25 protein-coding genes, 1 tRNA gene and 1 other RNA gene are annotated in these 26759 nt (G+C 68.6%); 10 read left to right on the plus strand and 17 right to left on the minus strand.

What is annotated here, in order from left to right:
• The first annotated feature begins 22 nt into the window (after positions 1-22).
• Positions 23-1324 (plus strand): MurT ligase domain-containing protein, encoded by a 1302-nt coding sequence (locus FFS52_RS02225; protein WP_137808668.1) that lies wholly within the window; start codon positions 23-25, stop codon positions 1322-1324.
• Positions 1321-2043 carry a glutamine amidotransferase gene (locus FFS52_RS02230; RefSeq protein WP_137808669.1) on the plus strand — a complete coding sequence of 241 codons (723 nt, stop codon included), beginning with the start codon at positions 1321-1323 and terminating at the stop codon, positions 2041-2043. The genes FFS52_RS02225 and FFS52_RS02230 overlap by 4 nt, the downstream gene beginning before the upstream one ends.
• An 80-nt stretch (positions 2044-2123) precedes the next feature.
• Here FFS52_RS02230 and FFS52_RS02235 read toward each other — a convergent pair whose 3' ends face one another.
• From FFS52_RS02235 to FFS52_RS02270, 8 genes are all read right to left on the minus strand, one after another.
• Positions 2124-2846, minus strand: a complete 723-nt coding sequence (locus tag FFS52_RS02235; RefSeq protein ID WP_137808670.1) for a uracil-DNA glycosylase — start codon at positions 2844-2846, stop codon at positions 2124-2126.
• A 69-nt stretch (positions 2847-2915) separates the two neighbouring features.
• A complete protein-coding gene (locus FFS52_RS02240; protein WP_068972275.1) occupies positions 2916-3476 on the minus strand; it encodes a (d)CMP kinase in 561 nt (186 codons plus the stop codon).
• On the minus strand, positions 3473-5104 hold the full coding sequence (locus FFS52_RS02245) for an alpha/beta hydrolase (protein ID WP_137808672.1): 1632 nt from the start codon (positions 5102-5104) through the stop codon (positions 3473-3475). The genes FFS52_RS02240 and FFS52_RS02245 overlap by 4 nt, the downstream gene beginning before the upstream one ends.
• Positions 5105-5148: 44 nt before the next feature.
• Positions 5149-5760, minus strand: coding sequence for a recombination mediator RecR (gene recR / locus FFS52_RS02250; protein ID WP_058251045.1), 612 nt, complete (start codon positions 5758-5760; stop codon positions 5149-5151).
• 68 nt (positions 5761-5828) lie between these two features.
• Positions 5829-6200 (minus strand): YbaB/EbfC family nucleoid-associated protein, encoded by a 372-nt coding sequence (locus tag FFS52_RS02255; RefSeq protein WP_033204544.1) that lies wholly within the window; start codon positions 6198-6200, stop codon positions 5829-5831.
• A gap of 22 nt (positions 6201-6222) precedes the next feature.
• Positions 6223-6552, minus strand: a complete 330-nt coding sequence (locus FFS52_RS02260) for a hypothetical protein (protein ID WP_065631147.1) — start codon at positions 6550-6552, stop codon at positions 6223-6225.
• A gap of 22 nt (positions 6553-6574) precedes the next feature.
• Positions 6575-7480, minus strand: a complete 906-nt coding sequence (locus FFS52_RS02265; RefSeq protein ID WP_249356301.1) for a pseudouridine synthase — start codon at positions 7478-7480, stop codon at positions 6575-6577.
• 118 nt (positions 7481-7598) lie between these two features.
• A complete protein-coding gene (locus FFS52_RS02270) occupies positions 7599-8036 on the minus strand; it encodes an SRPBCC family protein (RefSeq protein ID WP_058251042.1) in 438 nt (145 codons plus the stop codon).
• Between the two features lie 82 nt (positions 8037-8118).
• Here FFS52_RS02270 and FFS52_RS02275 point away from each other — a divergent pair, with 82 nt between their 5' ends.
• Together FFS52_RS02275 and FFS52_RS02280 are read left to right on the plus strand one after the other, a co-directional pair.
• On the plus strand, positions 8119-9501 hold the full coding sequence (locus FFS52_RS02275) for an FAD-binding oxidoreductase (RefSeq protein ID WP_137808697.1): 1383 nt from the start codon (positions 8119-8121) through the stop codon (positions 9499-9501).
• Positions 9498-10820, plus strand: a complete 1323-nt coding sequence (locus tag FFS52_RS02280; RefSeq protein ID WP_137808673.1) for a class I SAM-dependent methyltransferase — start codon at positions 9498-9500, stop codon at positions 10818-10820. Before FFS52_RS02275 ends, FFS52_RS02280 begins: the two co-directional genes overlap by 4 nt.
• Positions 10821-10928: 108 nt before the next feature.
• Here FFS52_RS02280 and FFS52_RS02285 read toward each other — a convergent pair whose 3' ends face one another.
• From FFS52_RS02285 to FFS52_RS02305, 5 genes are all read right to left on the minus strand, one after another.
• Positions 10929-13391 (minus strand): DNA polymerase III subunit gamma and tau, encoded by a 2463-nt coding sequence (locus FFS52_RS02285; protein WP_137808674.1) that lies wholly within the window; start codon positions 13389-13391, stop codon positions 10929-10931.
• Positions 13392-13434: 43 nt separating this feature from the next.
• A complete protein-coding gene (locus FFS52_RS02290) occupies positions 13435-14943 on the minus strand; it encodes a glycosyltransferase 87 family protein (RefSeq protein ID WP_137808675.1) in 1509 nt (502 codons plus the stop codon).
• Positions 14944-15031: 88 nt separating this feature from the next.
• Entirely contained in the window at positions 15032-16306 is a 1275-nt protein-coding gene (locus FFS52_RS02295; protein ID WP_137808676.1) for an aminotransferase class I/II-fold pyridoxal phosphate-dependent enzyme, read from the minus strand.
• 71 nt (positions 16307-16377) lie between these two features.
• An RNA gene (gene ffs, locus FFS52_RS02300) (signal recognition particle sRNA small type) lies at positions 16378-16472 on the minus strand.
• 147 nt (positions 16473-16619) lie between these two features.
• A tRNA-Ser gene (locus tag FFS52_RS02305) sits at positions 16620-16708 on the minus strand.
• A 78-nt stretch (positions 16709-16786) separates the two neighbouring features.
• On the opposite strand from FFS52_RS02305, the gene FFS52_RS02310 reads away from it, so the two are divergent.
• Complete coding sequence (locus FFS52_RS02310) at positions 16787-17635, plus strand: NmrA/HSCARG family protein (RefSeq protein ID WP_137808677.1); 849 nt, start codon at positions 16787-16789, stop codon at positions 17633-17635.
• A gap of 19 nt (positions 17636-17654) precedes the next feature.
• Here the strand turns inward: FFS52_RS02310 and FFS52_RS02315 are convergent, their stop codons facing one another.
• A complete protein-coding gene (locus FFS52_RS02315; RefSeq protein ID WP_137808678.1) occupies positions 17655-18755 on the minus strand; it encodes a DNA primase small subunit domain-containing protein in 1101 nt (366 codons plus the stop codon).
• 2 nt (positions 18756-18757) lie between these two features.
• Positions 18758-19810, minus strand: coding sequence for an ATP-dependent DNA ligase (locus FFS52_RS02320; protein WP_137808698.1), 1053 nt, complete (start codon positions 19808-19810; stop codon positions 18758-18760).
• Positions 19811-19948: 138 nt separating this feature from the next.
• On the opposite strand from FFS52_RS02320, the gene gluQRS reads away from it, so the two are divergent.
• Positions 19949-20857 (plus strand): tRNA glutamyl-Q(34) synthetase GluQRS, encoded by a 909-nt coding sequence (gene gluQRS / locus FFS52_RS02325; RefSeq protein WP_137808679.1) that lies wholly within the window; start codon positions 19949-19951, stop codon positions 20855-20857.
• 99 nt (positions 20858-20956) lie between these two features.
• On the opposite strand, the gene FFS52_RS02330 is transcribed toward gluQRS, so the two are convergent.
• Positions 20957-21970, minus strand: coding sequence for a hemolysin family protein (locus FFS52_RS02330; RefSeq protein ID WP_137808680.1), 1014 nt, complete (start codon positions 21968-21970; stop codon positions 20957-20959).
• Positions 21963-23429 carry a hemolysin family protein gene (locus tag FFS52_RS02335; RefSeq protein WP_137808681.1) on the minus strand — a complete coding sequence of 489 codons (1467 nt, stop codon included), beginning with the start codon at positions 23427-23429 and terminating at the stop codon, positions 21963-21965. The genes FFS52_RS02330 and FFS52_RS02335 overlap by 8 nt, the downstream gene beginning before the upstream one ends.
• A 265-nt stretch (positions 23430-23694) precedes the next feature.
• Here FFS52_RS02335 and FFS52_RS02340 point away from each other — a divergent pair, with 265 nt between their 5' ends.
• From FFS52_RS02340 to FFS52_RS23825, 4 genes are read left to right on the plus strand one after another with little or no spacing between them, the layout of a single operon-like run.
• Positions 23695-24354 (plus strand): class II aldolase/adducin family protein, encoded by a 660-nt coding sequence (locus tag FFS52_RS02340; RefSeq protein ID WP_078111809.1) that lies wholly within the window; start codon positions 23695-23697, stop codon positions 24352-24354.
• Positions 24351-25304: a carbohydrate kinase family protein gene (locus FFS52_RS02345; protein WP_137808682.1), complete on the plus strand. Its 954-nt coding sequence runs from the start codon at positions 24351-24353 to the stop codon at positions 25302-25304. The genes FFS52_RS02340 and FFS52_RS02345 overlap by 4 nt, the downstream gene beginning before the upstream one ends.
• A 49-nt stretch (positions 25305-25353) precedes the next feature.
• Positions 25354-25968: an SDR family NAD(P)-dependent oxidoreductase gene (locus FFS52_RS02350; RefSeq protein ID WP_249356587.1), complete on the plus strand. Its 615-nt coding sequence runs from the start codon at positions 25354-25356 to the stop codon at positions 25966-25968.
• A gap of 18 nt (positions 25969-25986) precedes the next feature.
• Entirely contained in the window at positions 25987-26271 is a 285-nt protein-coding gene (locus tag FFS52_RS23825) for a hypothetical protein (RefSeq protein ID WP_238995000.1), read from the plus strand.
• The last annotated feature ends 488 nt before the right edge of the window (positions 26272-26759 follow it).

The following is a 26759-nucleotide window of genomic DNA, read 5'->3' on the forward strand; positions in this document are numbered from 1 at the left end:
GGCCTGTGACACACTCGTGCGCATGCCCGACCGACTCTCTTCCGCCGGTTCCGCAACCCGCACGAACACCCGTGTTGCCGCCCGTACCGCCGTCGCCCTGGGCGCTGCGGCCGCGGCCCGGTGGGCGTCGCGCACCGCGGGACGAGGCAAGGGGTCGATGATCGGCGGTCTGGTCGCCGCGAAGATCGACCCCCAGATCATGGGTCGGCTCGCCGCGGGCAAACGCACCGCGATCGTCACCGGCACCAACGGAAAGTCGACGACCACACGGATGACCGCGGCCGCGATGGCCGAACTCGGCGAGGTCGCCACCCAGGCCGACGGCGCCAACATGGACGCCGGCATCATCGCGACGCTGACCCTGAGCCGCACGGCGCCGTTCTGCGCGCTCGAGGTCGACGAACTGCACGTCCCGCACGTCAGCGACGCCGTCGACCCCGAGGTCCTCGTGATGCTCAACCTCTCCCGGGATCAGCTCGACCGAGTTGGGGAGATCAACATGATCGAGCGTCGGCTGCGTGAAGGCATCGCACGTCATCCCGAGACCACGGTGATCGCCAACTGCGACGACGTCCTGGTGACGTCGGCCGCCTTCGACGCCCCGGACGTGGTCTGGGTCGCGGCCGGCGCGAGCTGGGTCGGCGATTCCGTCAGCTGCCCCCGTACCGGCGAGCCGATCGTCCGTTCCGAGGAGGGGTGGCGGTCGACCGGCGACGACAACTTCCGCCGCCCCACCCCCGACTGGTGGTTCGACGACGAGAACATCTACGGCCCGGACGGTTTCAGCGCTCCCCTGGAGCTCGCGGTGCCGGGCAGAGCCAACCGCGGCAACGCGACGCAGGCGGTGGCCGCGGCCGTCGCGATGGGCGCCGACCCGCGCAACGCGGTGGCCGCCGTCGGCACCGTCGGCGAGGTCGCCGGCCGGTACGGCATCCACCAGGTCGGAAACCACTCGGTCCGAACACTTCTCGCGAAGAACCCGGCCGGGTGGCAAGAAGCGATGTCGATGATCGACCAGGACGCCGACGGGCTGGTGATCGCGGTCAACGGCCAGGTGCCCGACGGCGAGGACCTGTCCTGGTTGTGGGACGTGCGCTTCGAGGCGTTCGAGACCATGCAGGTCGTCGCGGCCGGCGAGCGCGCCGCCGACCTGTCGGTCCGGCTGCTCTACGCGGGCGCCGAACACACCACCATCCCGGATCCCATGGCCGCCATCGCATCCTGTCCGCCGGGACGCGTCGAGGTCCTGGCGAACTACACGGCGTTCCGCGATCTCGGCACCGCCCTGGAACGCGCAGCACGATCACGGAAGGCGGAGCAGTGAGCGAATCGACCCTGCGGATCGGCCTCGTCCTGCCCGACGTCATGGGTACCTACGGGGACGGCGGGAACGCCCTCGTCCTGAAGCGCCGTGCGCTGATGCGCGGCATCGACGCCGAGGTCATCCACATCACCCTCGACGACCCGGTTCCCGACTCGCTCGACGTCTACACCCTCGGTGGCGCCGAGGATTACGCGCAGCGGCTCGCCACCCGGCACCTCACGCGCTACCCGGGTCTGCAGCAGGCGGCGGCGGCCGGACGGCCGGTGCTGGCCATCTGCGCCGCCATCCAGGTACTCGGCCACTGGTACGAGACATCGGCGGGCGAACGCGTCGACGGCATCTCCCTGTTCGATCTCACGACGGCGCCCCAGGCGGAGCGGAGTATCGGCGAGTTGTTGGTCGACCCCGCCCTCCCAGGACTGTCACAACCCCTCACCGGTTTCGAGAACCACCGCGGCGGAACGACTCTCGGGTCCGACGCGGCCCCACTGGGTCGCGTACGGCATGGCGTCGGCAACGGCGTCGGCGACGGCACCGAGGGCGTCGTCCAGGGCAGCGTCATCGGCACCTACATGCACGGTCCGGCGCTGGCCCGCAACCCCGAACTCGCCGACCATCTCCTGGCCACCGCGCTCGGCGTCGAATCCCTTGCCCCGCTTGACCTCCCCGAGGTCGATCGGCTCCGCCGGGAGCGGCTCACCGCCGGCCGGCGTCGGTAGGGACTTGGACCGCACTGATGGCGACGCACCCCTCCGCTCCCTGAGGTGCGAGGAGCGATAGCGACGAGCCTCGAAGGGCCTCACCCGCTCTCGATCCCCGCCGACCGCGCCGCCGCCGTGAGTACGTCGACGACCATCTCCACGGTGAGCCGTCCGGTGAAGGTGTTCTGCTGGCTCACGTGGTAGCAGCCGAAGACCTCGAGTTCGGCACCGTCGCGGACGAGGGTGGTGGAGACACCGTGACCGAACTTCGGCATCGGCTTCGGGACCGTCCAGCCGAGCCTCGCGAAGGTACGAAGCGTTGACTGCCAACCGAATCCACCGAGTGTCATCACGGAACGGACCGTCGGCGCGAGCAACTCGAGTTCGGCGTGCAGCCAGTACGAACAGGTGTCGCGCTCTTCGACCGTCGGCTTGTTCTGCGGTGGTGCACAGTGGACCGGTGCGGTGATCCGCGTGTCGAACAGCTCCAATCCGTCGCCGATCGCGACCGAGAGCGGCTGGCTCGCAAGGCCGGCGCGATACAGCGCCGAGAACAGGACATCGCCGCTGCGGTCACCCGTGAACATGCGCCCGGTCCGATTCCCGCCGTGCGCCGCGGGGGCGAGGCCGACGATCAGCAGTCGCGCATCCGCCGGACCGATACCGGCCACCGGCCTCCCCCAGTACTTTTCGTCGGCGTACGCGCGTCGCTTCTCCTGCGCGACCAACTCCCGCCATTCGACGAGGCGCGGGCATGCACGGCACTCGATCAGCTGCGCGTCGAGCTCCGCCAGATCACGGAAGCGTCGTCGGGTGGCCATCCCTCGACACTAACCGCGGCGTCCGCTCGGCATCCCGGCCGGCCGACGGGACCGTCAGTCCGAGACCGCTCAGTCCAGTACGACGCACCGTTCTCGCGTGCGATCCACGCCGAACCAGCCGCGCTCGAACTCCTGCCACGCCTGAAGATGACCTCGCGCGTCCTCGCCGTCGCGGGCGACCGTCCGCTCGAGCCGTTCGCCCGGGGTCCCGCCGTCGAGCCACAGCGCGTGGGACAGGCGGTCGGCGATCCGGCGCCGCGCCGAGGACACCCCTTCGATGATCAGCAGCGGCTGCCACTCGATCCACACGCGGGGCCCGGGGGCCGGGACGCCGTTCTGCCACACGCGGGGCCGGTACCGGTAGTCGCGTCGTCGGGTGAACGGGTGCAGCACATCGGTTTCCAGCTCCGGCCACCACGCGACGGGATCGTCCCACGTCGCGAAGTCGTCGGTGCGGACCAGAGTCACCCCGACTCCCCGAGCGCGCAGGTCCGCGACCAGGAGATCGGCGATCGTCGACTTGCCCGCTCCGGACGGTCCGTCGATCGCGACGATCCCGGCGTCGAGGCGAGCGGCCAGTTCGGTCACACGGGCGCGGGTCTGCAGGTTCACCAGATCAGGATGGGTCACCGACCGGCCGCCCCGGACGCGAACGCCGAGGGCAACCGGGTGAGCGGAGCCGTGATCGGTGCTTCGGGGACACGCTGCACCGAGGTCCGGCCGTCGCGGAGGTACTCGACGATGGCGTCGTCGAGCGGCTTGTTGGCGCGACCGAGCTGCGCGTGGTCGCCACCACCGACCGTGATGAGGTGGCTGCGCATGAGTTCACGCATCTTCAGCGACCCGCGATACGGGGTCTGCGGGTCGCCGACGCTCTGGATCTGCAGGGGCGCCACCGCCAGCCCGCGGTTGCGGATCTCGACCGGCCGCGCGAGCGCCGGTGCTCCGGCACACGCGAGGCCGGACTCGTAGGCGAGACCAGGCGCCTCGAACGGATCCCCGGTCACGTAGTTCGCGAGGAACGCCTGGAAGCCGAGCGACGGCTGCGCGGGGACCTGGTTCTCGTTGCATAGGACCGCGGCCTGCATGTCCTGCGAGACCTGGGCGGCCTCGAGCGCGGCGGGGCCCGGGGTGGGCAGCTTCCGGCCGGGGGTCGCGGTCATCAGCGCCACCGTCGGCCAGGAGTTGCGATCAGGAGCGAGCGCGCGGGTGAGCACCAGTAGCTGCGACGTCAGCTGCAGCGACCCGGGCCGGAGCAAGGTCAACACCAGGTTCTCGAACCTGGCACGTGCATCGGCGGTCAGGTCGGTTCCCGCGATGTACTGCTGTGCGACCGCCCGCAAGCCCGGCGGTACGTCCCCGACCTGCGCGGGAGGCGCCAGTAGCGATGGCGGCACACCGGCCTCGGCACTGACCCGGTCGCTCCACTTTCGGTACACGGCGAGTGGCGTCGTGCCGAGATGATAGATCCGGTCGTGGCGCGCGATCCACGCCATCATCTCGTGCACCCGCGCCTTGTAGCCGGGTGTCTGCACGGAGAGAAGACTGTTCCACACCACGCCCGGGTCGAAACCGGAGTCGAGGACCATCCGGTCGACGCGCTGCGGGAACAGTGTCGCGTACGTCGACATCAGCAGGGTGCCGTACGAGATGCCGTAGAGACTGACCTTCGGTTCCCCGAGCAGCCGCCGGACGACCTCCATGTCACGGGCGGTGTTCTCGGTGGTGAGGGTCGCCCCGAGGCCGGGCGTACGCGCCTCGCAGCGATCGCGATTCAGCTTGCCCAGCGCCGTCATCAGTTCGGGTTCCTCGCCGGTGATCGGATCACAGCGCAGCGGCGTGCCCGACACCAGACCGCGCGGCTGAACGGCCACCAGATCCCATTCGTCGAGCATGGCCGCCGGCGGGCGCAGCTGACTGAACATCGCGATGCCGTCGCCGCCCGGGCCTCCCGGGTTGCCCATCACGACACCGCGACGCCGGGATTGGTCGTGCGCCTGCATACGGCTCACGCCGATCTCGATGGTCTCGCCGTTCGGCTCGGAGTGGTCGAGCGGAACTTCGACCGTCGCACACCGGACCGTCGCCGGTACGCCGTGCACCGCGGGGCATGCCTGCCAGTCGAGCGAGGGCGCAGCGGATGCTTCGGGCGGCTGCACACCTTGTACGGCACCCACCAGGCCGGCCGCGACCACCACCGTCAGGCCTGCTGCAACACCCCGGACACGACGACGCCACCCACTACGCGAGATCACCACATGACCCTAGCCGTCCGGTTTGCCGGGTACGACGGCCACCGACCTCACGCCAGGATGCGACGACCCGACAGTGCACGACCCAGCGTGAGTTCGTCGGCGAACTCGAGGTCGCCGCCCATCGGCAGCCCCGACGCGAGCCGGGTGACCGACAGGCCGGGAAAGTCCTTCAGCATGCGCTGGAGGTAGGTCGCGGTCGCCTCGCCCTCGGTGTTCGGGTCGGTCGCGACAATCACCTCGGAGACGTCGACGCCGTCTTCCTGATTGGCCAGCCGACGCAGCAGTTCACGGATACGCAACTGGTCCGGGCCTATCCCGGACAACGGGTCGAGAGCACCACCGAGTACGTGGTAGCGCCCGGTGAACTCCTTGGTCCGTTCGATCGCGTGCACGTCTTTCGGCTCCTCGACGACACAGATCTTGCTGGCGTCGCGGCGGGCGTCCGAACAGATCCGGCACAGCCGATTGGCCGAGACGTTCCCGCACTCCGCGCAGAAGACGACGTCGTCGCGGACCCGTCCCAGCGCGGCGACGAGGCGATCGATGTCGGACTTCTCCCCGGCCAGCAGGTGGAACGCGATGCGCTGGGCGCCCTTCGGACCGAGGCCCGGCTGTTTGGCCAGCTCGTCGATCAGGTCCTGGATCGGTCCCTCATACATGCTGATCTGCGTCCACGGTGTCCGGGATTCCTACTCGTCGTTCGGCGTCGTACGCGGGGTGGGCGTACTCAGCCGCCCAATCCGGGGAGGCCGCCGCCGAGACCACCGGCGAGCGGGCCCATCTTCTCGCTGGCGAGCTGTTCGCGCTTCTCCGACAGGTCGGCCAACGCACCGAGCAACAGGTCCTGCAGGGTCTCCACGTCGTCAGGATCGACGACCTTAGGGTCGATCGACACGGCGGTCACCTCACCGGTGCCGTTGCCGGTCACGGTGACGAGCCCGTTGCCCGCACTGCCGACCACCTCCGCCGCCGCGATCTCGTTCTGCGCCGACAGGAGCTTCTCCTGCATCTGCTGCGCCTGGGCCAGCAGTCCGGCCATCGGGTTCTCCCCGCCCTGACCGCCGCCGAACAACGCGCTGGGATCGAATGGTTGCGTCACCCGGCCCAGGGTAGTCGCAGCGTCAGCGCAGCAACCGATCGACATGCGCGGCGATGTCGTCGACGGTCGACTCCTCGATGGCGGCCACCTCGAAGGACAGGACCTCGTCGCCGAACAGCCGACCCGCGCGCGCCGTGAGCGCGAACTCGAACCGGTCGTCGACGCGACGCCACTGCGTGATCCCGCCGTAGACGGGCGCACTGGCTCCCGTGGTGACGCAGTATTCGTCGGCGCGCGGCCCGCCGACCAGATCGCGCTGGATCTGGAAACAGGCCAGTGACTCGTCGTCGATGAAGACCACGGCCTCGCAGCCCAGGTCGGGATGCCGTTCGTAGGACGCGCGGATGGTCATGGCGCCAGGGTAGATCGTGGCCCTACCCCGACCCCGACACCGGCCGTCGGCTCTCGAACCGGCGCTCCACTCCGGTCAGCGGATCGGTGAACTCCAGCACTCGGGCGACCAGGCGTAGCGGCCGGGTGAAGTCCCCGTGATCCGGAAGAGCGGCGAGTCCCGGCCGCACGTCGGGGTAGAGCGGGTCGTCGACGATGGGCACCCCGAGCGACGCCATGTGCAACCGGAGCTGATGGGTGCGGCCGGTGTGTGGCACCAGCCGATAGACGCCGAGGCCGCCGACGACCTCGGTCAGCGTGATGTCGCTGATGGCGTTGACCGGCCCGTCCACCACGAGGGCGCGTAGGTCGCCCGCGGTCTTCTCGATCCGGTCCCGCACGGTCACGGTCGACGCCAGCGCCTCGTCGGCCGGCGCGAGCGCGAGGTACTCCTTGCGGGCGGTCCGGGACGCGAACAGGTCCTGATAGGCCGCGCGCACCTCGGGCCGCAGCGTGAACAGCAGCACCCCGGCGGTGAGGCGGTCCAGGCGGTGCGCCGGTGAGACGGTGTCGGAGCCCAGTTCTCGACGCAGCCGCACCAGCGCGGTCTCGGTCACGTGACGACCCCGCGGCATCGTGGCGAGGAAATGCGGTTTGTCCACCACGACGATGTTCTCGTCACGGTGGATCACCGGCAGGTCGAACGGGACCGCGATCTCGTCGTCGAGGTCGCGGTAGAGGTACAGCGAGACATTGCGGCTCGACGGCGCGGCCAGATCCGCGGGTCGGCCGTCGGCATCGACGATCTCGCCCGCGGCGGCGCGTCGACCCAGATCGTCGGCGGTCAGCCCCGCCAGCGCGGGCGCGGCCAGCAGCGCCTGACCGACGGTCAGCTCCGGCCCTGAACGCAACACCACGCGCGTGGCGTCGACGCCGTCGCGGATGGGCAAGGGCGACGGCCTTGCCCGGCCACGGCGGCGCCGGACGGGATCGGTCGATCCCGCGCCGGTCATCGCATGCTGTCGGGTGAGCAGGTCATCGAGCGCCGCGGTCGGAGATGCCGAGCCGTCAGCTCTCGAGGCGCTTCTTCAGGTTGCCGAGGACCTCGGCCTGAATCCGGTTGAGACCCTTCGGCGCAAATGTCTTCTCGAAGAACCCACCGATGCCGCCGGCCCCTTGCCACGTGGTGGTGGTCGTGACGCGCGAACCGCTGCCCGATGCCGCGACGGAGTAGGTGGTCACCATCGTCGAGTTGGCGTCGCGCTCGGTGACGGTGTCCGGGGTGACGCTGACGGTCGCCTGCACGTCGCGCTGCCGCTTCGACGTCGCCTGCAGAATCCAGTGCACGACGGTGCCGTCGCCCTTGCCGCCGCTGATCACCTTGTAGTCGCGGTACTGCTCCGGGAGGATGGCCGGCCGCACGACCTCATAGTCGGCGAGAGCTCCGACCACGGCGTCCGGGGCGGCGGCGATGTCGAGCGACTGCGATGCGGAAACCTGACCCACGATTGGACACTCCTCAGTTACGAAACGATTGGCGGGCGAACTGATCAAGTCCTAGGCTAACCGGGTGATCAACGGGCTCGAGATGGGGGGAGCGGCATTCGACCAGGGGGTTGCCGACCTTCTGGCCAGCTATCGTGCCATCCCGCCGCAGGCAACCGTGCGTCTTGCGAAGAAGACGTCCAACCTCTTTCGTAAGCGCGCCGCCAATCCGCATCCGGGACTGGACGTCTCCGGACTCGATCGGGTCATCTCGGTGAATCCCGAGGCGCGCACCGCCGACGTCGCCGGCATGTGCACCTACGAGAACCTCGTCGCGGCCACTCTGCCGTACGGCCTCGCACCGCTGGTCGTCCCACAGCTCAAGACGATCACCCTCGGCGGCGCGGTCACCGGACTCGGCATCGAGAGCACGTCCTTCCGCTCCGGACTGCCCCATGAGTCGGTTCTCGAGATCGACATCCTCACCGGCGACGGCGAGATCCTGACCGCGACGCCGACCAACGAACACGCCGACCTCTTCTTCGGTTTCCCCAATTCCTATGGCACGCTCGGCTATTCGGTGCGGTTACGCATCGAGCTGGAGCCGGTGAAGCCGTATGTCGCGCTGCGCCATCTTCGGTTCACGAGCATCGTCGACCTCCAGTCGGCGATGGACACGATCGTCACCACGAAGTCACACGACGGCGAACCGGTCGACTACCTCGACGGAGTCGTGTTCTCCGCCAAGGAGTCCTATCTGACGCTCGGCCGGCAGACCGACGAGGACGGACCGGTCAGCGATTACACCGGGATGGACATCTTCTATCGGTCCATCCAACAGAAGACGACCGACCGGTTGACGATCCACGATTATCTCTGGCGCTGGGACACCGACTGGTTCTGGTGCTCGCGCGCCTTCGGTGCACAGAACCCGCGAATCCGGCGCTGGTGGCCGAAGCGGTACCTCCGCAGCAGTTTCTACTGGAAGCTGATCGGTCTCGACCAGCGATTCGACATCGGCGACCGGTTGAACGCCCGCAAGGGACTACCGGCGGGTGAACGCGTCGTGCAGGACATCGAGGTTCCCATCGACCGGACCGCCGACTACGTCGAGTGGTTCCTCTCCGAGATTCCCATCGAACCGATCTGGCTGTGCCCCCTCCGGCTTCGCGAGCCCGCCCTCCCCGGCGCCGATACGGTACGCCCCTGGCCGCTGTATCCCCTTGCCCCGCAACGCACGTACGTCAATGTAGGCTTCTGGTCCGCCGTGCCGGTCACCCCGGGCGATCCCGGGCACACCAACAAGACCATCGAACGCAAGGTCGCCGAACTCGACGGCCACAAGTCGCTGTATTCAGAGAGTTTCTACACGCCGGAGGAGTTCGACGAACTCTACGGCGGAGAGAGTTATCGGCTCCTCAAGAAGCGGTACGACCCGCGGGGTCGTCTGCTGGACCTCTACTCGAAAGCGGTGAAACGCCAATGACCACGTTCAAGGAGAGTTCGGCGTCAAGTGTGGACTCGCACGCCGGCAAGATGACCCTCGCCGAGATCTTCGAAGCACTCCTCGGCGGAAACCTGTCGATCCGGATCACCGCCTACGACGGCAGCAGCGCCGGACCCGTCGACGCCCAGTACGGCCTCGACCTGAAGACCCCGCGCGGAACAACGTATCTGGTGACCGCACCCGGCGATCTCGGACTCGCGCGCGCCTACATCGCAGGCGATCTCGAACTCATCGGCGCGCATCCCGGTGATCCGTACCCCGCGCTGAAGGCACTGGCCAGCAACCTGCAGTTCCACCGCCCCTCCCCCCTGTCGCTCGCCCACATCGCGCGGTCGCTGGGCATCGATCACTTCAAGCCGATCGCACCGCCGCCGCAGGAGGCCGTGCCGCGCTGGCGTCGATTTGCGGAAGGACTGCGGCACAGCAAGTCTCGTGATGCCGAGGTCATCCACTACCACTACGACGTCTCGAACACGTTCTACGAGTGGGTGCTCGGACCTTCGATGACGTACACCTGCGCCGTCTACCCGGAACGCGACGCATCGCTGGAAGCCGCGCAGGAGAACAAGTACCGCCTCATCTTCGAGAAGCTCCGCCTCAAGCCCGGCGACCGCCTCCTCGACATCGGATGTGGCTGGGGCGGAATGGTCCGCTATGCCGCGCGTCGGGGTGTCCACGCGATCGGGGCGACGCTGTCCGCCGAACAGGCACAGTGGGCCCAGAAAGCGATCGCCGACGAAGGGCTCGGCGAGTTCGCCGAGGTCCGGCACAGCGACTACCGCGACGTCACCGAAAGCGGATTCGACGCCGTGTCGTCCATCGGGCTCACCGAGCACATCGGTGTCCACAACTACCCGTCCTACTTCGGGTTCATGCGCGACAAGCTCCGTCCCGGCGGCATGCTGCTGAATCACTGCATCACGCGCCCCGACAACGCGAGCCGCAGCAAGGCGGGATCGTTCATCGACCGCTACGTCTTCCCCGACGGCGAGCTCACCGGCTCCGGCAAGATCATCTCCAAGCTGCAGGACATCGGCGGCATGGAGGTCATCCACGAGGAGAACTTCCGCGAGCACTACGCGATGACGCTGCGCGACTGGAACATCAACCTCGTCGAGCACTGGGACGAAGCGGTGGCCGAGGTCGGCGAGGGCACCGCGCGGCTGTGGGGCCTCTACATGGCCGGTTGCCGAATCGGATTCGACCGCAACATCATCCAGCTCCACCACGTGCTCGCCACCAAACTCGACGAGGACGGCGGCCACCAGGTGCCACTCCGGCCGTGGTGGGACGCCTGAGCCCGACCCGCCTCTGAAAACCGCCCTCAGAAATCGGACACGCGGCGTATCGTCGTCGAACCTGTTGCGCGGGGCGGTTTTCAGACAAAGCTTCCCGAGCGCACCCGGTCACTCGAGCGGCCGTGCCCCCAGCTCCGACTTGAGCAGTTCCAGCGCCACCTGGTCGGGGTCGAGCCGCTGCTCGGGGCTGCCGGTGCGTGCATCGGCCACCATCTCCGCGCGTTCGTCGTGCGGGATGTCCTCGTCGGCACGTGGCGGCTCGGGCTCCTCCGGTTCGGCGACCGGGTCCGGTGTGGGGGCCGGCGCCGCCGACTGGTCACGCGCGCGGCTCGGACGTGAGTACGACTGCCGAGCCTTGGCCGCTTGCTTCGACGGCGGCGCGGTCGACGTGGCGGAGGGCGCGGCGGCGCCCGGCGCCTGGTGCACGGTACGCACGTCGAGTTCGGTGCCGAAGACCTCGGTGAGCGCCTCGCGGATGATCGTCACGGCGTGCGGCGCGGACAACCGCCCGACCAGCACCTCGACCGGATGCGAGAGCACGACGGTCGTCCCGTCGACGTCGGCGATGACCGCCGCCGACAGCATCGGCTCGAGACTCTTCGACCGTTCCCGCACCGCGGCCCGGATGTCCTGATACCGCTTGCGAACCGAGTCGGCGTCGAGCCCGGCGGTCGCCTCGGGCTCGGGCTCCGGTTCGGGCACCGGCTCGGGCTCGGGCCGACGGGCACGGACCGGCATCGCGTCGGGTGGCGGGACGTCGTCCTCGTCGACGGGCTCATCGGGCAGCGGGATGTCGTCGTACGCCGCGGTCGACGCCGGTTCGGCAATCGGTTCCGGTTCGGGCGAGGACGCGTCCCGATGGCGCGACGGCGGTTCGGGTGCGGACGGGGTCCGGTCGGACCGTGCCGGCGGCTGAGTCGGCGGCGTCGGCGGGGCGGGCACCTCGATCAGAGATGCCGTCTCGTCGTCCGATGAGGCGTCAGCGGCCGGCGCCGGTTCGACCTCTGCCGCCTCGGCACTCGGTTGGTCGGCGATCAGTTCGTCGAGCATCGACTCGTCGTCGGCGGGCTCCTCCGCGGGCAGCACCGCCTCGGCCTCGACCCCCGAACCCGTTGCGACGTCGGTCGAGTCGTGTTCAACCGCCTCGGGCGCCGCGTCTGCCGTGACCGCTTCAGCAACGACGGGTTCCGGCGCAGGAGTCTCCACCACCGTCGCCGGCGCAACCGGCTCAGACACCACCGGTTCCGGCACCCGGCCGGTGTCGGGTTGCGCGGCATCGGCCTCGACGGCTTCCGCGGCTGCGCGCTCGGACGCCTCGGCAGCCTTGGCCTCTTCCATCGCCTTGCGCTGCGAGGGCCGCACGAACTTCGGTTCCGGTTCCGGCTCAGCCGGTTTCGCGGGTACCGGGATCGACGTCGTGCCGATTCCCGACTCGAGTCGTTCGAGTCGCTGCAACAGAGCTGCGTCGTCGGCGGAGACCGCGGGCAGCAGCATCCGCGCGCACATCACCTCGAGCAGGAGTCGCGGCGACGTCGTGCCGCGCATCTCCCCGAGCGCGTTGTGCACGATCTCGGCGAACCTGGTCAGCGACGCGGGCCCGAGGGTCTCGATCTGGGCGCGCATGCGGGCGAGCTGGTCACCCGGCGCCTCGACGAGTCCGCGGTCCGCGGCGTCCGGAACAGCCTGCAGCAGAATCAGATCGCGAAGACGTTCCAGCAGGTCGACGGCGAACCGTCGAGGATCGTGCCCGGCGTCGACCACCTTCTCCACCGTGCCGAACAATGCCGAACCGTCGGCGTCGGCGAGAGCGTCGACCGCGGTGTCGATCAGCGCCACGTCGGTGACGCCGAGCAGCGCCAGTGCGCGTTCGTAGGCGACACCCTGGTCGTCGGCGCCGGCCAGCAGCTGATCGAGGATCGACAGCGAGTCACGAGGCGAACCGCCACCCGCCCGTATGACGAGCGGGTACACCTCGGACGCGACGGTCACGCCCTCGCGCTCACAGATCGTCTCCAGGAGACCGCGCATGACCGGCGGCGCGAGCAGCCGGAACGGGTAGTGGTGGGTGCGCGACCGGATGGTCGGCAGCACCTTCTCGGGTTCGGTGGTCGCGAACACGAAGATCAGATGCTCCGGCGGCTCTTCGACGATCTTCAGGAGCGCGTTGAATCCCGCGTTCGTCACCATGTGCGCCTCGTCGACGATGAACACGCGGTAGCGCGACTCGGCGGGCGCATAGAAGGCGCGGTCGCGCAGCTCGCGGGTGTCGTCGACACCGCCGTGACTCGCGGCGTCGAGCTCGATGACGTCGAGGTTGCCCGGGCCGCCCGGCGCGAGCGCCACACAGGAGACGCACGTTCCGCACGGTGTGGAGGTGGGGCCCTGCACACAGTTCAGCGAACGAGCCAGGATCCGCGCCGACGACGTCTTGCCACAACCGCGAGGACCGGAGAAGAGATACGCGTGATTGATGCGACCGGAATCCAGGGCACGGCTCAACGGATCGGTGACGTGCTCCTGCCCCACGACGTCGGCGAAGGTAGCCGGGCGATAGGTGCGATACAGAGCCACGCGTCGAGACTACCGGCGACCCGTGACAGTCGATGAGTGTGCCTCACACTGGTGCAGCGGGCCCCTGATCGGGTGTCTCGGTGACGGGTTCGCCATCGGTTCCGACCAGGTCATCGGCCATCCCGGGGGTGTCTTCCGAAGTACGCGGAGTATGCCCGGACGTGCCTCGCGAGTCGCGCGGCCCGGACTCCTCGCCACCCGTGTCCGGCCGTCGTGTGCCCTCACTGCCGGTGCCGCCCGCATCGCCGGTCGGCAGCCCGCCCTCGGCGATCACGGCAGCCGCGACGCCGGGCGGGATGATCGGGTCGGCGGGCGTCGGCGAGGAGTAGCCGCGGCTGCCGACCATCCGCAGGCCGACGACCGTCGCGACAAGCACGCCGAGGTAGGCCCACAGATAGGGGCTGACCGTGAACCAGTTGAGCCACGTGATGCGGGTCTTGACGTACAGCCCCGTGTAATAGCCGTCCGGGATCAGCGCCGGTACATGCGTCGGCCACGAGAACGCGAGTAGCACCAGTGCCGCCACGCCCACGCCGGCCCACACCCGCGGTGCCCGCGGCTGCCGGGCGTCGAGGACCAGGTGGATTCCGATGACCAGGATCGGGATGAACCACACCCAGTGGTGGCCCCACGACATCGGCGACACCACGCAGGCGGTCATCCCGACGATGCTGACGGCGAGGAGTTCCTGACCTTTGCGATGGGCGTACGTCGCCGCCGCGAAGCCGACCGCCAGCACTGCCAGCACGAGGGCGAGCCAGAGCAGCGTCGGCGGATTGTCGGTGTCGAGGTGGTTGGCCAGCATGCCGCGCAGGGACTGGTTACCGCGCAACTGAGCCGAACCGACCCGGTCGGACTCGAACAGTTTGCCCGTCCAGTACGACCACGAGTCCCCGGGCAAGGCGGCGAACCCGATGAGCATGGTGGTGGCGAAGCCGCCCACGACCCCGGCGAGGGCGCGCCAGTTCCGTTGCACGAGGAAGTAACCGGCGAAGATGAGGGGCGTCAGCTTGATTCCCGCGGCGACTCCGGTCCAGAACCCCTTGAGGCGTCCACCGTCCGGACGCGCCAGATCGGCCACGATCACGAGCATCAGGAACACATTGATCTGCCCGTACCAGATCGTCGTACGAACCGGCTCGAACAACATCGCCACCGCCACCAGCGACGCCGCGATCACGCGCAACGGCCAGGTCACCGGCCGGCCGAGGCTGCGGAAGCTCAGCATGATCACCAGGTAGAGCGCAACGACGATGCCCGCCGACCACAACATGCGGGCGACGTCGAACGACATCCAGGCCAGCGGACTGAACAGCAAGGCGGAGAACGGCGAGTAGGTGTAGTCCAGGTCGCCGATCATCTTGACGTCGTAGAGACTGACGCCGTTGGCGACCGCCCGGGCGCCCGCCTGGTACACCGAGAGATCGATCTGGTTGTGCAGCAAACCCCAGAATTGGGCGCCCAGGGGTACGACGACATCCTGGAGTGCCAGTGCGATGACCCCCACGACGGCGAAACCGGTTGCGAGAAGAACCGGCCTGGGCAGATTCACGATTTGAAAGCCTGTCACAAAGTGGCGCGCACGCCAGCGCACTCGCCGGAGAATGAGAGCAATCTAACGCCGGGATCGGCGTGTCGGGTCAGCTGGAGCGGGCGAGCAGGGTCTCCGCCGCGGCCAGCAGCACGCACGTGGACACCCCGTCCATCGCGGCCCGCAGGTCGTCGGTGTTCGGGAACGTCGGTGCGAGTCGGATGTTCTGATCGTGCGGATCGGTCTTGTACGGGAACGCCGATCCGGCGGCGGTGAGCGCGATACCGGCTTCTTTGGCCAGCTCGATGGTGCGTCGGGCCGCGCCGTCGACGACGTCGAGGCTGATGAAGTAGCCGCCCTCCGGCTCCGACCACGACGCCACCTTCGACTCCGTGAGACGGTCCTCGAGGATGTCGAGCACGAGCTTGAACTTCGGGGCGAGGATCTCCCGGTGGCGGGCCATGTGCGCCCGCACACCGTCGGCATCGCCGAAGAACTTGAGGTGACGCAGCTGATTGACCTTGTCGGGTCCGATGGTCTTCAGCGACAGGTACTTGCTGAACCAGGCCAGATTCTCCGGCGACGACCCGAAGAACGAGACGCCGGCGCCGGCGAAGGTGATCTTCGACGTCGAGCCGAGGACGTACACGCGGTTCGGGTGCCCGGCCTGCGCCGCCATCTCCAGGATCGGCAGCGGCGTCGGCGGGGTCTCCACCAGCGTGTGGACGACGTAGGCGTTGTCCCAGTAGATCCGGAAGTCCGGCGCCGCGGGCATCTCGAGCAGTCCGCGGGTCACTTCCTCGGAGAAGGTGACGCCGGTCGGGTTCGAGTAGGTGGGCACCGCCCACATGCCCTTGATGCTCGGGTCGGCGGCGACGAGTTCGGCGCACACCCGCACGTCGGGGCCGTCGGGCAGCATCGGCACCGGGATCATCTCGATGCCGAAGCTCTCGGTGATCGCGAAGTGGCGGTCATAACCGGGCGACGGGCACAGGAACTTGATCGTCTGACGTCCCCACGGCTCGTCGGAGTCGACGGTGCCGTGCAACAGCCCGAAGACCGTGAGGTCGTGCATGATCTCGAGGCTCGAGTTGCCGAGCGCGTGGAGGTTGTCGGGGTCGACGGCGAGGAGTTCACCGAAGATGCCGCGCAACTCGGGCAGTCCGTTGAGTCCGCCGTAGTTGCGGGTGTCGGTGCCCGCGCCGTCTCGGAACTCGTCACCGGGCAGCGACAGGAGACCGTTCGAGAGATCGAGCTGCTCGGGGGCCGGCTTGCCGCGGGTGAGGTCGAGCTTGAGACCCAGCGCGCGCAGCGCCTCGTATTGCTTGGTCAGTTCCGTCTGGGTGTTCCGGAGTTGGTCGGCACTCATCGAGTGAAAATTCAACGTTGGCCCTCTCGCGGCTCGACGCCGGTGCGGGTGGCCGACGCCCCTGACCTGAAACTTCGTATCGGGAAAATAGGGGACCCCGCGCACCCGAGAGAGCCCGTTGACCCTTGCTGCCTTCCGGCCCTGGGGGAGTTCACAGGATGCACGCCGCGCGGGATCCGTCGTCCAGTGTAGCGAGGGGTTCCGGCGGCCGGAGCCGGGGTCCTCGAACCGGTCCGCGCGGCTCGATCACACTCGGCCCGCACGCTCGGGGATACGACGAAGGTCCGCGGTGTCACCCGGTAATACGGGTGTCACTGCGGACCTTCGGTGGCGGAGGATAGGGGATTCGAACCCCTGAGGGCTGTTAACCCAACCCGCGTTCCAGGCGAGCGCCATAGGCCACTAGGCGAATCCTCCAACGTCGAGATGATAGCCGCCGACGGCGCACTCACCCAAACCGTCCGGCCGTCGAGCGTGACCGCTAGGGTCGACGACATGGCCGATTCCTCTCCTGTCGTTGTCGTCGGAGCCACCGGAGGGCAGGGCGGCGCTGTGCTCGACGCGCTGCTCGAGGCCGGTTTCCCGGTCCGCGCCGTTGTGCGGGACGCGGTGTCGAGCAAGGCGGCACGCCTGGCCGACCGAGGCGTCGAACTCGCCGTCGGGGACATCGTGAGCGGGTCGGGTCTCACCGAGGCATTCACCGGGTCCGCGGGCGTGTTCGCGCTCACCACCCCGTTCGAATCCGGCGTCGAGGCCGAGATCGGTCAGGGTCGTGCGCTGATCGAAGCCGCCACGTCCGCATCGATCCCCTACCTCGTGTTCTCCTCGGTGGCCTCGGCCGATCGCCAGACCGGCGTGCCGCATTTCGATTCCAAGTTCGAGGTCGAGCAGATGCTGGCAGCCACCGAGATCCCGCACACGATCGTCGGCCCGGCCTACTTCTTCGACAATCTGCTCGGCGGAGCCGACGCCCTGGCGGCGGGCGTGATGCCGATCGCGATGCCCGCGGACAAGCCGCTGCAACAACTCTCGCGGCGCGACCTCGGCCGACTCGTCGCCACCCTGTTCGCCGCGCCCGACGTCCACATCGGCCAGCGCATCGACCTCGCGTCCGATCAGCCGACGCCCGAGGAGATGGCGCGCATCATCGGCGACGTTCTCGGCACCACGGTCACGGCGGAGTCCTACGATCCCGAACGTATCGAGTCCGAGGACATGCGGGCGATGTTCACGTTCCTCGGCGACCGCGGGTACGAGGTCGACATCCCGACGCTGCACCGCCGGTTCCCTGATGTGGGCTGGCAGAGTTTCGCGACCTGGGCGGCCGAGGCGCTGCGCCGCTGACCCATACGGAACCCGGGCATCAGCCGTCGGAGCGTCGGTTGCCCTTCTCATCCCAGTGCTCGGCGACCTTCTTGCTCGGCTGTACGCGCGGCGGCTCGCCCGGCATCTTGGGATAGCTGGGCGGATAAGGCATGTCGCCCAGTCCGTTTGCGTCGTCGGCCTGCACCATCTCCAGCAGTTTCTCGACGCCGCGCCGGTGGTCGGCGATGTCGGCCCATGGGTCGCCGCGATCTTCCAGGAGCTTCGGGACGGTCGCGATGGTGCAGTCGTCCGGATCGACGTCGGCGAGTTCGTCCCACGTCACCGGCGTCGACACCCGGGCGCGGGCGCTGCGTCGAACGGAGTACGGGGATGCCATAGTGCGGTCGCGGGCGTTCTGGTTGTAATCGATGAAGATCCGTTCTCCGCGTTCTTCTTTCCACCACGATGTGGTGACCGCGTCCGGGTCGCGGCGTTCGAGTTCCCGGGCGATCGCGATGACGCAGCGTCGGGTCGCGATGAAGTCCCACAGCGGTTCGATGGGCACGTACACGTGTACTCCCCGACCGCCCGAGGTCTTCACGAAACCGGTGAAGCCCAGTTCGTCGAGCAGGGGCTTGAGCCCCTCGATCGCCACACGCCGGACATCCTCGAACGTCGTGCCGGGTTGCGGATCGAGGTCGATGCGAAGCTGATCGGGATGGTCGTTGTCGGGGTGGAGGGTCGGCCAGGTATGGAAGGTGACGGTCCCCAGGTTCGCGCCCCACACGAGATCAGCCGGCACCGTGGGACGGATCGCGTCGCCGGTTCGTTTGGAGGGGAACACGATCGGGGTGGACCGCACATGCTCGGGCCGCTTCTTCGCGATGTGCTTCTGGTAGATCTCCTCGCCCTCGACGCCGTCGGGGAAGCGCTGCAGAAAGGTCGGGCGGTCGCGGGTGGCGCGCATCAGCGGTCCGTCGCCGCTGTCGTCGGCCCTGCCACCCGTGTCGCCGAGTGCGACGGTGCGGTAGTACCCGACGAGATCGCGCTTGCGGCCGCCGTTCTCGCCGAGTTCGGGGAAGTAGATCTTGTCCGGGTTGCTCATCCGGACGGCGACCCCGTCGACGTCGAGTTCCTCGGCGGGCGAACGAGATGCCATGGTCATTCTCCTTCGAGGACGTCGTGGAGATCGTAGGTCAGCGGGACGTCGAGCTGGTCGTAACCGCAGCTCTCCGGTTCTCGATCGGGCCGCCAGCGAAGGAATTTCACCGTGTGCCGAAAGCGATGGTTCTCCATCTGGTCATAGGCGAACTCCGCGACCAGCTCCGGACGGATCGGGATCCACTCCCCCGATTTCTCCGAACGCCACCGCGTCGGCTCGCCCGGCGACGCCTTCTCCGGGTCCAGCCGCATCGGCTCGAACATCTGCTGCAACTCGATCCGCTTGGCGTCGGAGAAGGCACCCGCCCCGCCGACCATCCGCAGTTCGCCGTCGTCGCCGTACAGTCCGAGCAGCATCGATCCGATCCCCGTGCCCGACTTGTGGATTCGATACCCGAAGATGACACAGTCCGCGGTCCGCTTGTGTTTGATCTTCAGCATCTCCCGCTTGTTCTCGACGTACACGCCGTCGAGTCGCTTGGCGACGACGCCGTCGAGCCCGGCGCCTTCGAAGGCGGAGAACCAGTCCTCGGCGACCGCCGGGTCGCTCGTCACCCGGCTGACATGCACGCGTCGGTCCCGGCCGCCCGGACCGACGGCCCGTAGCAGGGCCTCCCGGCGCACCTCGAAGGGTTCGGCCATCACGCTCGTCGACTCCAGCGCCAGCGCGTCGAATCCGATGAAGATCGCCGGTGTCTTCTCCGCGAGCATGGTGACGCGCGATTCCGCCGGATGGATGCGCTGCGCGAGCGAATCCCAGTCGAGCCGATGCGTGTCGCCGATCAGTGCCGGCACCCCGATCTCACCGTCGAGGACCACCTTGTCGGGCAGTTCGTCCTTCACCGCCGCGACGATCTCGGGGAAGTACCGGGCCAGGTCCTTGCCGCCTCGCGATCCGATCGTCACCTCGTCGCCGTCGCGGAAGACCAACGCGCGAAAACCATCCCACTTGGGTTCATACGACCACGCCACCGAACCGTCGGGCTGCGGCGGCACGCTGGTCACCGCCTTGGCCAGCATCGGCGCAACAGGCGGCATGACCGGGAGATCCATGAAACTCATCGTTCCTCACTCGTCGACGGGACCGCAACGCCTACGCGCCGCCGCATACCCGGCGTGTCGTCGTCCGGGCCGTTACAGGCAGACCGGCCGCAGCGCGGATTCTCATCGCCGACCGGTAATCTCGACGCGGTGTCGACGCAGCGAGCGGGCCGGTACGCGCCCTCCCCCTCCGGAGACCTCCACGTCGGCAATCTGCGGACCGCCGTGCTCGCCTGGCTCTTCGCGCGGACCACCGGCCGACAATTCCTGATCCGGATGGAGGATCTCGACCGAGCCGTCGAGGGTGCGGATTCCCGGCAGTTGTCCGATCTCGCGGCCCTGGGCCTCGACTGGGACCCGCCCGTCGTCCACCAGACCGACCGGCTCGAGGCATACCGTGCCGTCCTCGACGACCTGCGCGACGCCGGCCGCACCTTCGAGTGTTTCTGCACCCGCCGAGAGATCCTCGACGCGCCGTCCGCACCCCATGCGCCGCAGGGCGCCTACCCGGGCACGTGCCGCGACCTCACCGCCGCCGAGCGCGACGAACGCCGTGCCACCCGGCCACCCGCGATCCGGCTGCGGGCCGACGTCCGGGAGTACGGCGTCGACGACCTGCTGCACGGCCCCTACATGGGCGCGGTCGACGACTTCGTGCTGCTGCGCAACGACGGCACCCCCGCCTACAACCTGGCCGTCGTCGTCGACGATGCCGCGCAGGGCGTCGACCAGGTCGTCCGCGGGGACGATCTGTTGTCGTCGGCGCCCCGGCAGGCCTACCTGGCGGCGCTGCTCGGGAAGGCCCCACCGACGTACGCGCACGTCCCGATGGTGCTCAACGCCAACGGAATCCGGCTCAGCAAGCGGGACGGGGCGGTGACCCTGGCCGACCTCGCCGCCGCAGGGGTGACGACGTCGACCGTGTTGTCTCGCATCGCCCATTCACTGGGGCTCGGCGGCCGGGACGAGCCCGTGCGCGCGGAGCAACTGGCGAACCGGTTCGACCCCGCCGCGCTGCCGGCCGAACCGTGGTTCCTGACGGCCGACGAGTGGACCTAGCGGCCCACGTCCCCAGAACGCATAATCCCTGCTCCCTGAGGTGCGAGGAGCGCAAGCGACGAGCCACGAAGGGTAAGCGACGCGCGCTCGTCAACCCTCCTACGCCGTGGTCGCCAGCAACCGCTGGAGCACGTCGTTGATGGTGATGAGTCCGACCGCGCGGCCCCCATCGGTGACGAGCGCGAGGTGGGCGCGCTGTTCCCGCATGGCGGTGAGCGTCTCGTACACCGGCTGCGCCGATTCGACGCTCAGGACCGGGCGCATGAGATCGGCCGCCGTGGTGCCGGCCGACGCGGTCAGGCTGTCGCGCACATGCACGACACCGCGGACCGGCGCCCCGGACGCATCGTCGCGCACCAGCAGCCGCAGGTGGCCCGAGGTCCGGCCGGCGGTCTGGATCTCATCGGCGTCCGCGGCCGGACCGACCACGGCCAGATGGTCGTTGGGGGTCACGACGTCGCCGACGGTCAACGACTCCAGTTCCAGAGCACTCGTCAGGTGGGCGTGGTACCGCTCGTCGAGTGTGCCCACGGTGGCCGAGTGCTCCACCAGGTGGCGGAGGGCGTCGCTGTCCTGCCCGGTCGCGACCTGGTCCACCGGTTCGACGCCGACACGCTTGAGACACCAGTTGGCGAGGTGGTTGAGCTGGACGATGAACGGACGGGTCACCCACATGAAGGCGCGCATCGGGATCGCGAGCATGATCGCCGACTTCTCGGGGTGGGCGATGGCCCACGACTTCGGCGCCATCTCACCGACGACGAGGTGCAGGAACGTCACGATGACGAGGGCGAGGACGAAGCCGATCACGTCGGCCGACCAGTACGGCAGACCCCACCCGGCGAACAGCGGCGTGAGCCAGTGGTGCACAGCGGGTTTCGTGATCGAACCCAGTGCCAGCGTGCACACCGTGATGCCGAGCTGCGACCCGGCGAGCAACACCGACAGTTCCGATGCGCTGCGCAGTGCTGCGCGGGCGCTGCCGCTGGTCGCGGCCGCGTCTTCGAGCCGGTGCCGACGTGCGGCGATGAGGGCGAACTCGACCGCGACGAAGAAGGCGCTGGACGCGATCAGGGCCACGGTGACGGCCGCGACGACCCACGGGTTATCCATTGTCGCTCTCCTCTCCGTTCTCGGCCGGGTTCTTCTTCTCGCCCCGGTTCCTGTCGTCCGGGCTCTTCTCGCCCGGGTTGTTGTCGTTGTGTGCCACGCTCATCGACAGCAGAGCGGGGACGCGCTTGTCGACTTCGAGCACCGTGGCCCGCACGGTGCGGGGTGGCGCCTCGTCGTCTTCGAGCAGGGTCGACGGATCGGGATCGATCTCGATCGTCACCGTGTCCCCGACCTCCGGGAGTCCGACGAATTCGGCGATCACCAGTCCGGCCATCGTCTCGTAGTCGCCTTCGGGGAGGTCCCAGCCGACGGTCCGGGAGACCTCGTCGACGTGTGCGTCACCCCGCACGCGCCATCCCTCGGGGCTCTCCTCGATCGCGACGGTCGCCTCGGAGTCGTGTTCGTCGTCGATCTCGCCGACCAGTTCCTCGGCGATGTCCTCGGCGGTCACGACCCCGGCGAAGCCGCCGTATTCGTCGATGACCACCGCCATCTCGTCATGTGCGTCCGCGAGGGTCTCCAACACCTCGGGCAGCGGGAGCGTCGAGGGCACCACCACCGCGGGACGACACAGGTCTACCGCGGTGGCCGACGAATCAGCCTGCGGCGGTTGTTTTTTCAGCGCGTAGCTCCACTCCAGGAGGTCCTGGAGGTGGATCACGCCGCGTACCTCGTCGTCACCGCCGGCCAGCACGGGGTACCGCGTGTGGCCGGTGCTCATCAGTGTCAGCACCTCACCCGCCGCCAGATCGGCGTCGACATGATCGGTGTTCGGTCGCGGGATCATCGCGTGTTCTGCGGTGCGCGTGGGGAATTCGAGCACACGGTCGAGCAGGACGGACAGCTCGTCGGGCAGGTCACCCGCGTCGCGGGACTCGGCGACGATGTGCTCGAGGTCGCGCACCGACGCCGAATGCTCGACGTCGTGCACGGGCTCGATGCGCAGCGCTCGCAGCAGCAGGTTCGACGACTTGTCGAACAATGCGATGAGCCAACCGAATACGGCCAGGTAGATCGTCGTCGAACGGGCGAGCCACCGTGCGACCGGCTCGGGCCGGGCGATGGCGAGGTTCTTGGGGAACAGCTCACCGAAGACCATCTGCACGACGGTGGAGAAGATGATCGCGATGATCGTGCCGATCGCGACACCCACGCCCACCGGGATACCCACGCCGCCGAGCAGCTCGCCGACGCCGGAACCGATCAGGGGTTCGGCCACGTAGCCGACGAGCAGGCCGGTGACAGTGATGCCCAGCTGGGCGCCGGAGAGCATGAAGGACGTGCGGCGGGTGACCGCGAGCGCGCGTTTCGCGGCGGCGTCACCGGTTTCGGCACGGGCTTTGAGGCGGGACCGGTCGACCGCCATGTAGCCGAATTCCTGGGCCACGAAGTAACCGGTGAGGGCGGTGATCAGGAAGACCACCAGGATTCCGAGTCCGATTCCGAGGAGGGTCAGCATGAGACCGTCCCGGTGTCGGGGCCGGGCGGAACACCCGGGTCATTCAATTCACAACAGGGGGCCGACTGGTGTCGTCGGCGTTTTCGGCGCTTTCCGCGTCTCATCGTCTCTCTCGCTGGTGCTCGGGTATTTCATACCGGGTGCCGGGAGCAAAGGCATGTGCGTAAATGTCCGGTATGTGGTCCCAACGTACCGAATGCGCTCCGAGTTCCGCGACATGCCCGGCGATCCTTCTCCGCGGAGTGCGGACCGACGCATTCGGCCGATGAGCGACCCGTCGATACGCGACGAGGTCGCCGCAGCCGCTCGACGGCTGGCGGCCGAAGGTCTGCTGATCGGCACCTCCGGCAACGTGTCGGCGCGTGCGGGCGATCACGTCGCGATCACCGGAACCGGGGTCGTGCTCGCGAACTGTGCCGCGACCGACGTGACGGTGGTGTCCCTTGCCGGCGACGTCGTCGACGGGCCGATCGCGCCGTCGTCCGAGCTGGACCTGCACCTCCGCGTCTACGAGGAAACCGGCACACAGGCGATCGTCCACACCCACGCACCCTTCGGGACCGCGGTCGCCTGCGTCAGCGGACTGACCTCGTTACCGGTGCTGCACTACCAGCAACTCGGCCTCGGCGGTGCCATCCCGGTCGCGCCGTACGCCACGTTCGGGAGCCCGGAGCTCGCCGGGATCGTCGCCGACGCGCTGGTCGACACCCAGGTCGCGCTGATGGCGAACCACGGTTCGGTGGCACGCGGCTCCAGCCTGGCCCACGCGGTGGAGAACGCCCTGCTGCTGGAGTGGCTCGCGACCCTCTTTCACCGGACCAGCAGCATGGGCCGGCCTCGCGAACTCACCGAGGACCAACAGCAGTCCACTGTCGCCCAGGCGATCCGGCTGGACTACGGGACACCCAAGGAGAACCGGACGTGACACCCTCACCGCGGCTCGAACCGCCGACGATCGCAACCGTGGGCGTCCATGTGCTGGACATCCACGTCGTCGGGATCGAGTCCATCCCGGCGGGGTCCGACGGCGCGCTCGTCCAGTCCATCGGTTTCTCCGCCGCCGGTACCGCGGGCGGAACCGCGCTCGTCCTCAGTCGGCTGGGCGCCACGGTCCGGACCCACGGAGCGATCGGCGACGACACGATCGGGCGTTCGCTGACCGCACTGCTGGACGCCGAAGGCGTCGACACCGGCGGCCTGGTTCCGAAGCCCGGGGTCCAGACGTCGTCATCGGTCATACCCGTCCGACCCAATGGAGACCGTCCCGCGTGGCACTGCATCGGGGCGAACGCACAGTTCACGCCCGACGACCTGGGTGCAGACGCGCTGACCGGGCTCGACCACCTGCACCTCGGCGGCCCGGAATTCCTGGGCGGCGCCGTCGCCGCAGAGCTCCTCGGCCGGGCGCGCGACCGCGGGATCACGACGTCGGCCGATCTGCTGTCGGCTGGCGACCCCGGCCTTCTCGAGTGGATCGCCGACGCACTTCCCCACCTCGACTACCTGCTGCCCAACGACGAGCAGACCCGGGGACTGACCGGAACCGACGACCTCACCTACGGCGCACGGGCGCTCCTGGACCGCGGTGTCGGTTGCGTCGCGCTCACCCGCGGTGCCGACGGTGCGCTGGTCGTGACCGGCGACGACGTGGTCGCGGTGCCGGCGTTCGAGGTGGACGTCGTCGACACCACCGGTTGCGGCGACTCGTTCTCCGCCGGGTTCTTGACCGGCCGGCTGCGCGGGCTCGGTCTCGCCGACTCCGCCGAACTCGGTTGCGCGGTGGCCGCGCACGTCGCCCAGGGCATCGGGACCGCGGCGAACTCGTACGATCTCGCCGCGATCGAGTCCTTCCGGCAGTCCCGCGCCGCGGGCTGAGCGCGCCTCCTCTCGGTTTGGTGAACCCCGCCTCGGGTAGGCGATCACCATGACAGACAACAAGGAAATCAACGGCTCCACCGTCGTCATCGCCGGCGCGTCGAGCGGATTCGGACGCGGCGCCGCGGTGCGACTCGGAGAACTCGGCGCGAACGTCGTCGTCGCGGCGCGTCGAACCGCGGTCCTCGACGAGGTCGTCGCGGAGATCACCGGCAAGGGCGGGTCGGCGCTGGCGGTGCCCACCGATGTCAGCGATCCGCGTGCCGTCGCCCATCTCGCGTCCGCCGCGCTCGAACGGTTCGGGTCGATCGACGTGTGGGTGAACAACGTCGGCGTCGGCGCGGTCGGATACTTCTGGGACATCCCGATCGAGGACCACGCTCGCCTCGTCGACGTGAACCTGAAGGGCCTGATCTACGGCGCACATGCGGCGCTGCGCGTCTTCCGGTCGCAGGGTCGCGGCACACTCATCAACGTGGGCTCGGTCGACAGCGAGGTACCGATCGCACTCCAGAACACCTACGCCGCAACGAAAGCGGCGGTTCGGAGCCTCGGACACTCGATCAGCGAAGAGCTGCGCATGGCCGGCGACGACGCCATCAAGGTCGGCACCATCATGCCGTGGGCCGTGGACACCCCGTGGTGGGTCCACGCCGCCAACTAAACCGGGCACGAACCGCGGATGTCCGCGATGGACGATCCGCAGATCGTGGTCGACGCGATCGTGGCAGCCTGCACCGACCCGAAGCTGGACCAACCGGTCGGCTACAAAGCCAAGGCCGCCAACGCTTCTCATCACCTCATGCCCGGGATCACCGAGCGATTCTCGGCGGCGACGGCGAAGTCCGAGACCGAGAAGGGGACGCCGGTCGAGCCGCACGCGGGTGCGATCCACGACCCCAACCCGAACAGCACCGGGGTCGCCGGCGGCATCCGCGAACGGATGGTTGCCGAGAACTCCCGCTGACACCCGTCCGCCGTCGCTCGTTGTGGTGCGCCGCCGTTCTCTGCTGGTCGAGCAGAGGAGCCGTGTCCCGCTTGTCGAGCAGCGCCGCAGAGTCCCGCTTGTCGAGCAGTGCCGCAGAGTCCCGCTTGTCGAGCAGCGCCGCAGAGTCCCGCTTGTCGAGCAGCGCCGACCGAGCGAAGCGAGGACGCCGCGCCCGTCGAGGCCACCGAGGCGACGCTTCAGTCCTGTCGGTGCGGCGTGATTGGATTGCGAGACAACCCGGGAGATCCCGAGTGTTATCTCGCAGGACATCGGTGACACTTCCGCATCAGGACATCGGTGACAGTGTGAGTGGTCTTGGTGGTGACACTTCGCTGTGAACGACAGTCGAGGAGCTGTCCATGGCCATGAGAAAGTCCCCACTGGTGGCCAGGTCGAGGTCCCCGCTGGTGGCCAGATAAAAGTCCCCACCCTGTGTTCGTCGTGTCGACCCGGAACTGAAGGCCCAG

Origin of the sequence: Gordonia sp. ALPHA1B1 (genome assembly GCF_005502615.1) — a bacterium.
Lineage (GTDB): Bacteria > Actinomycetota > Actinomycetes > Mycobacteriales > Mycobacteriaceae > Gordonia > Gordonia hongkongensis.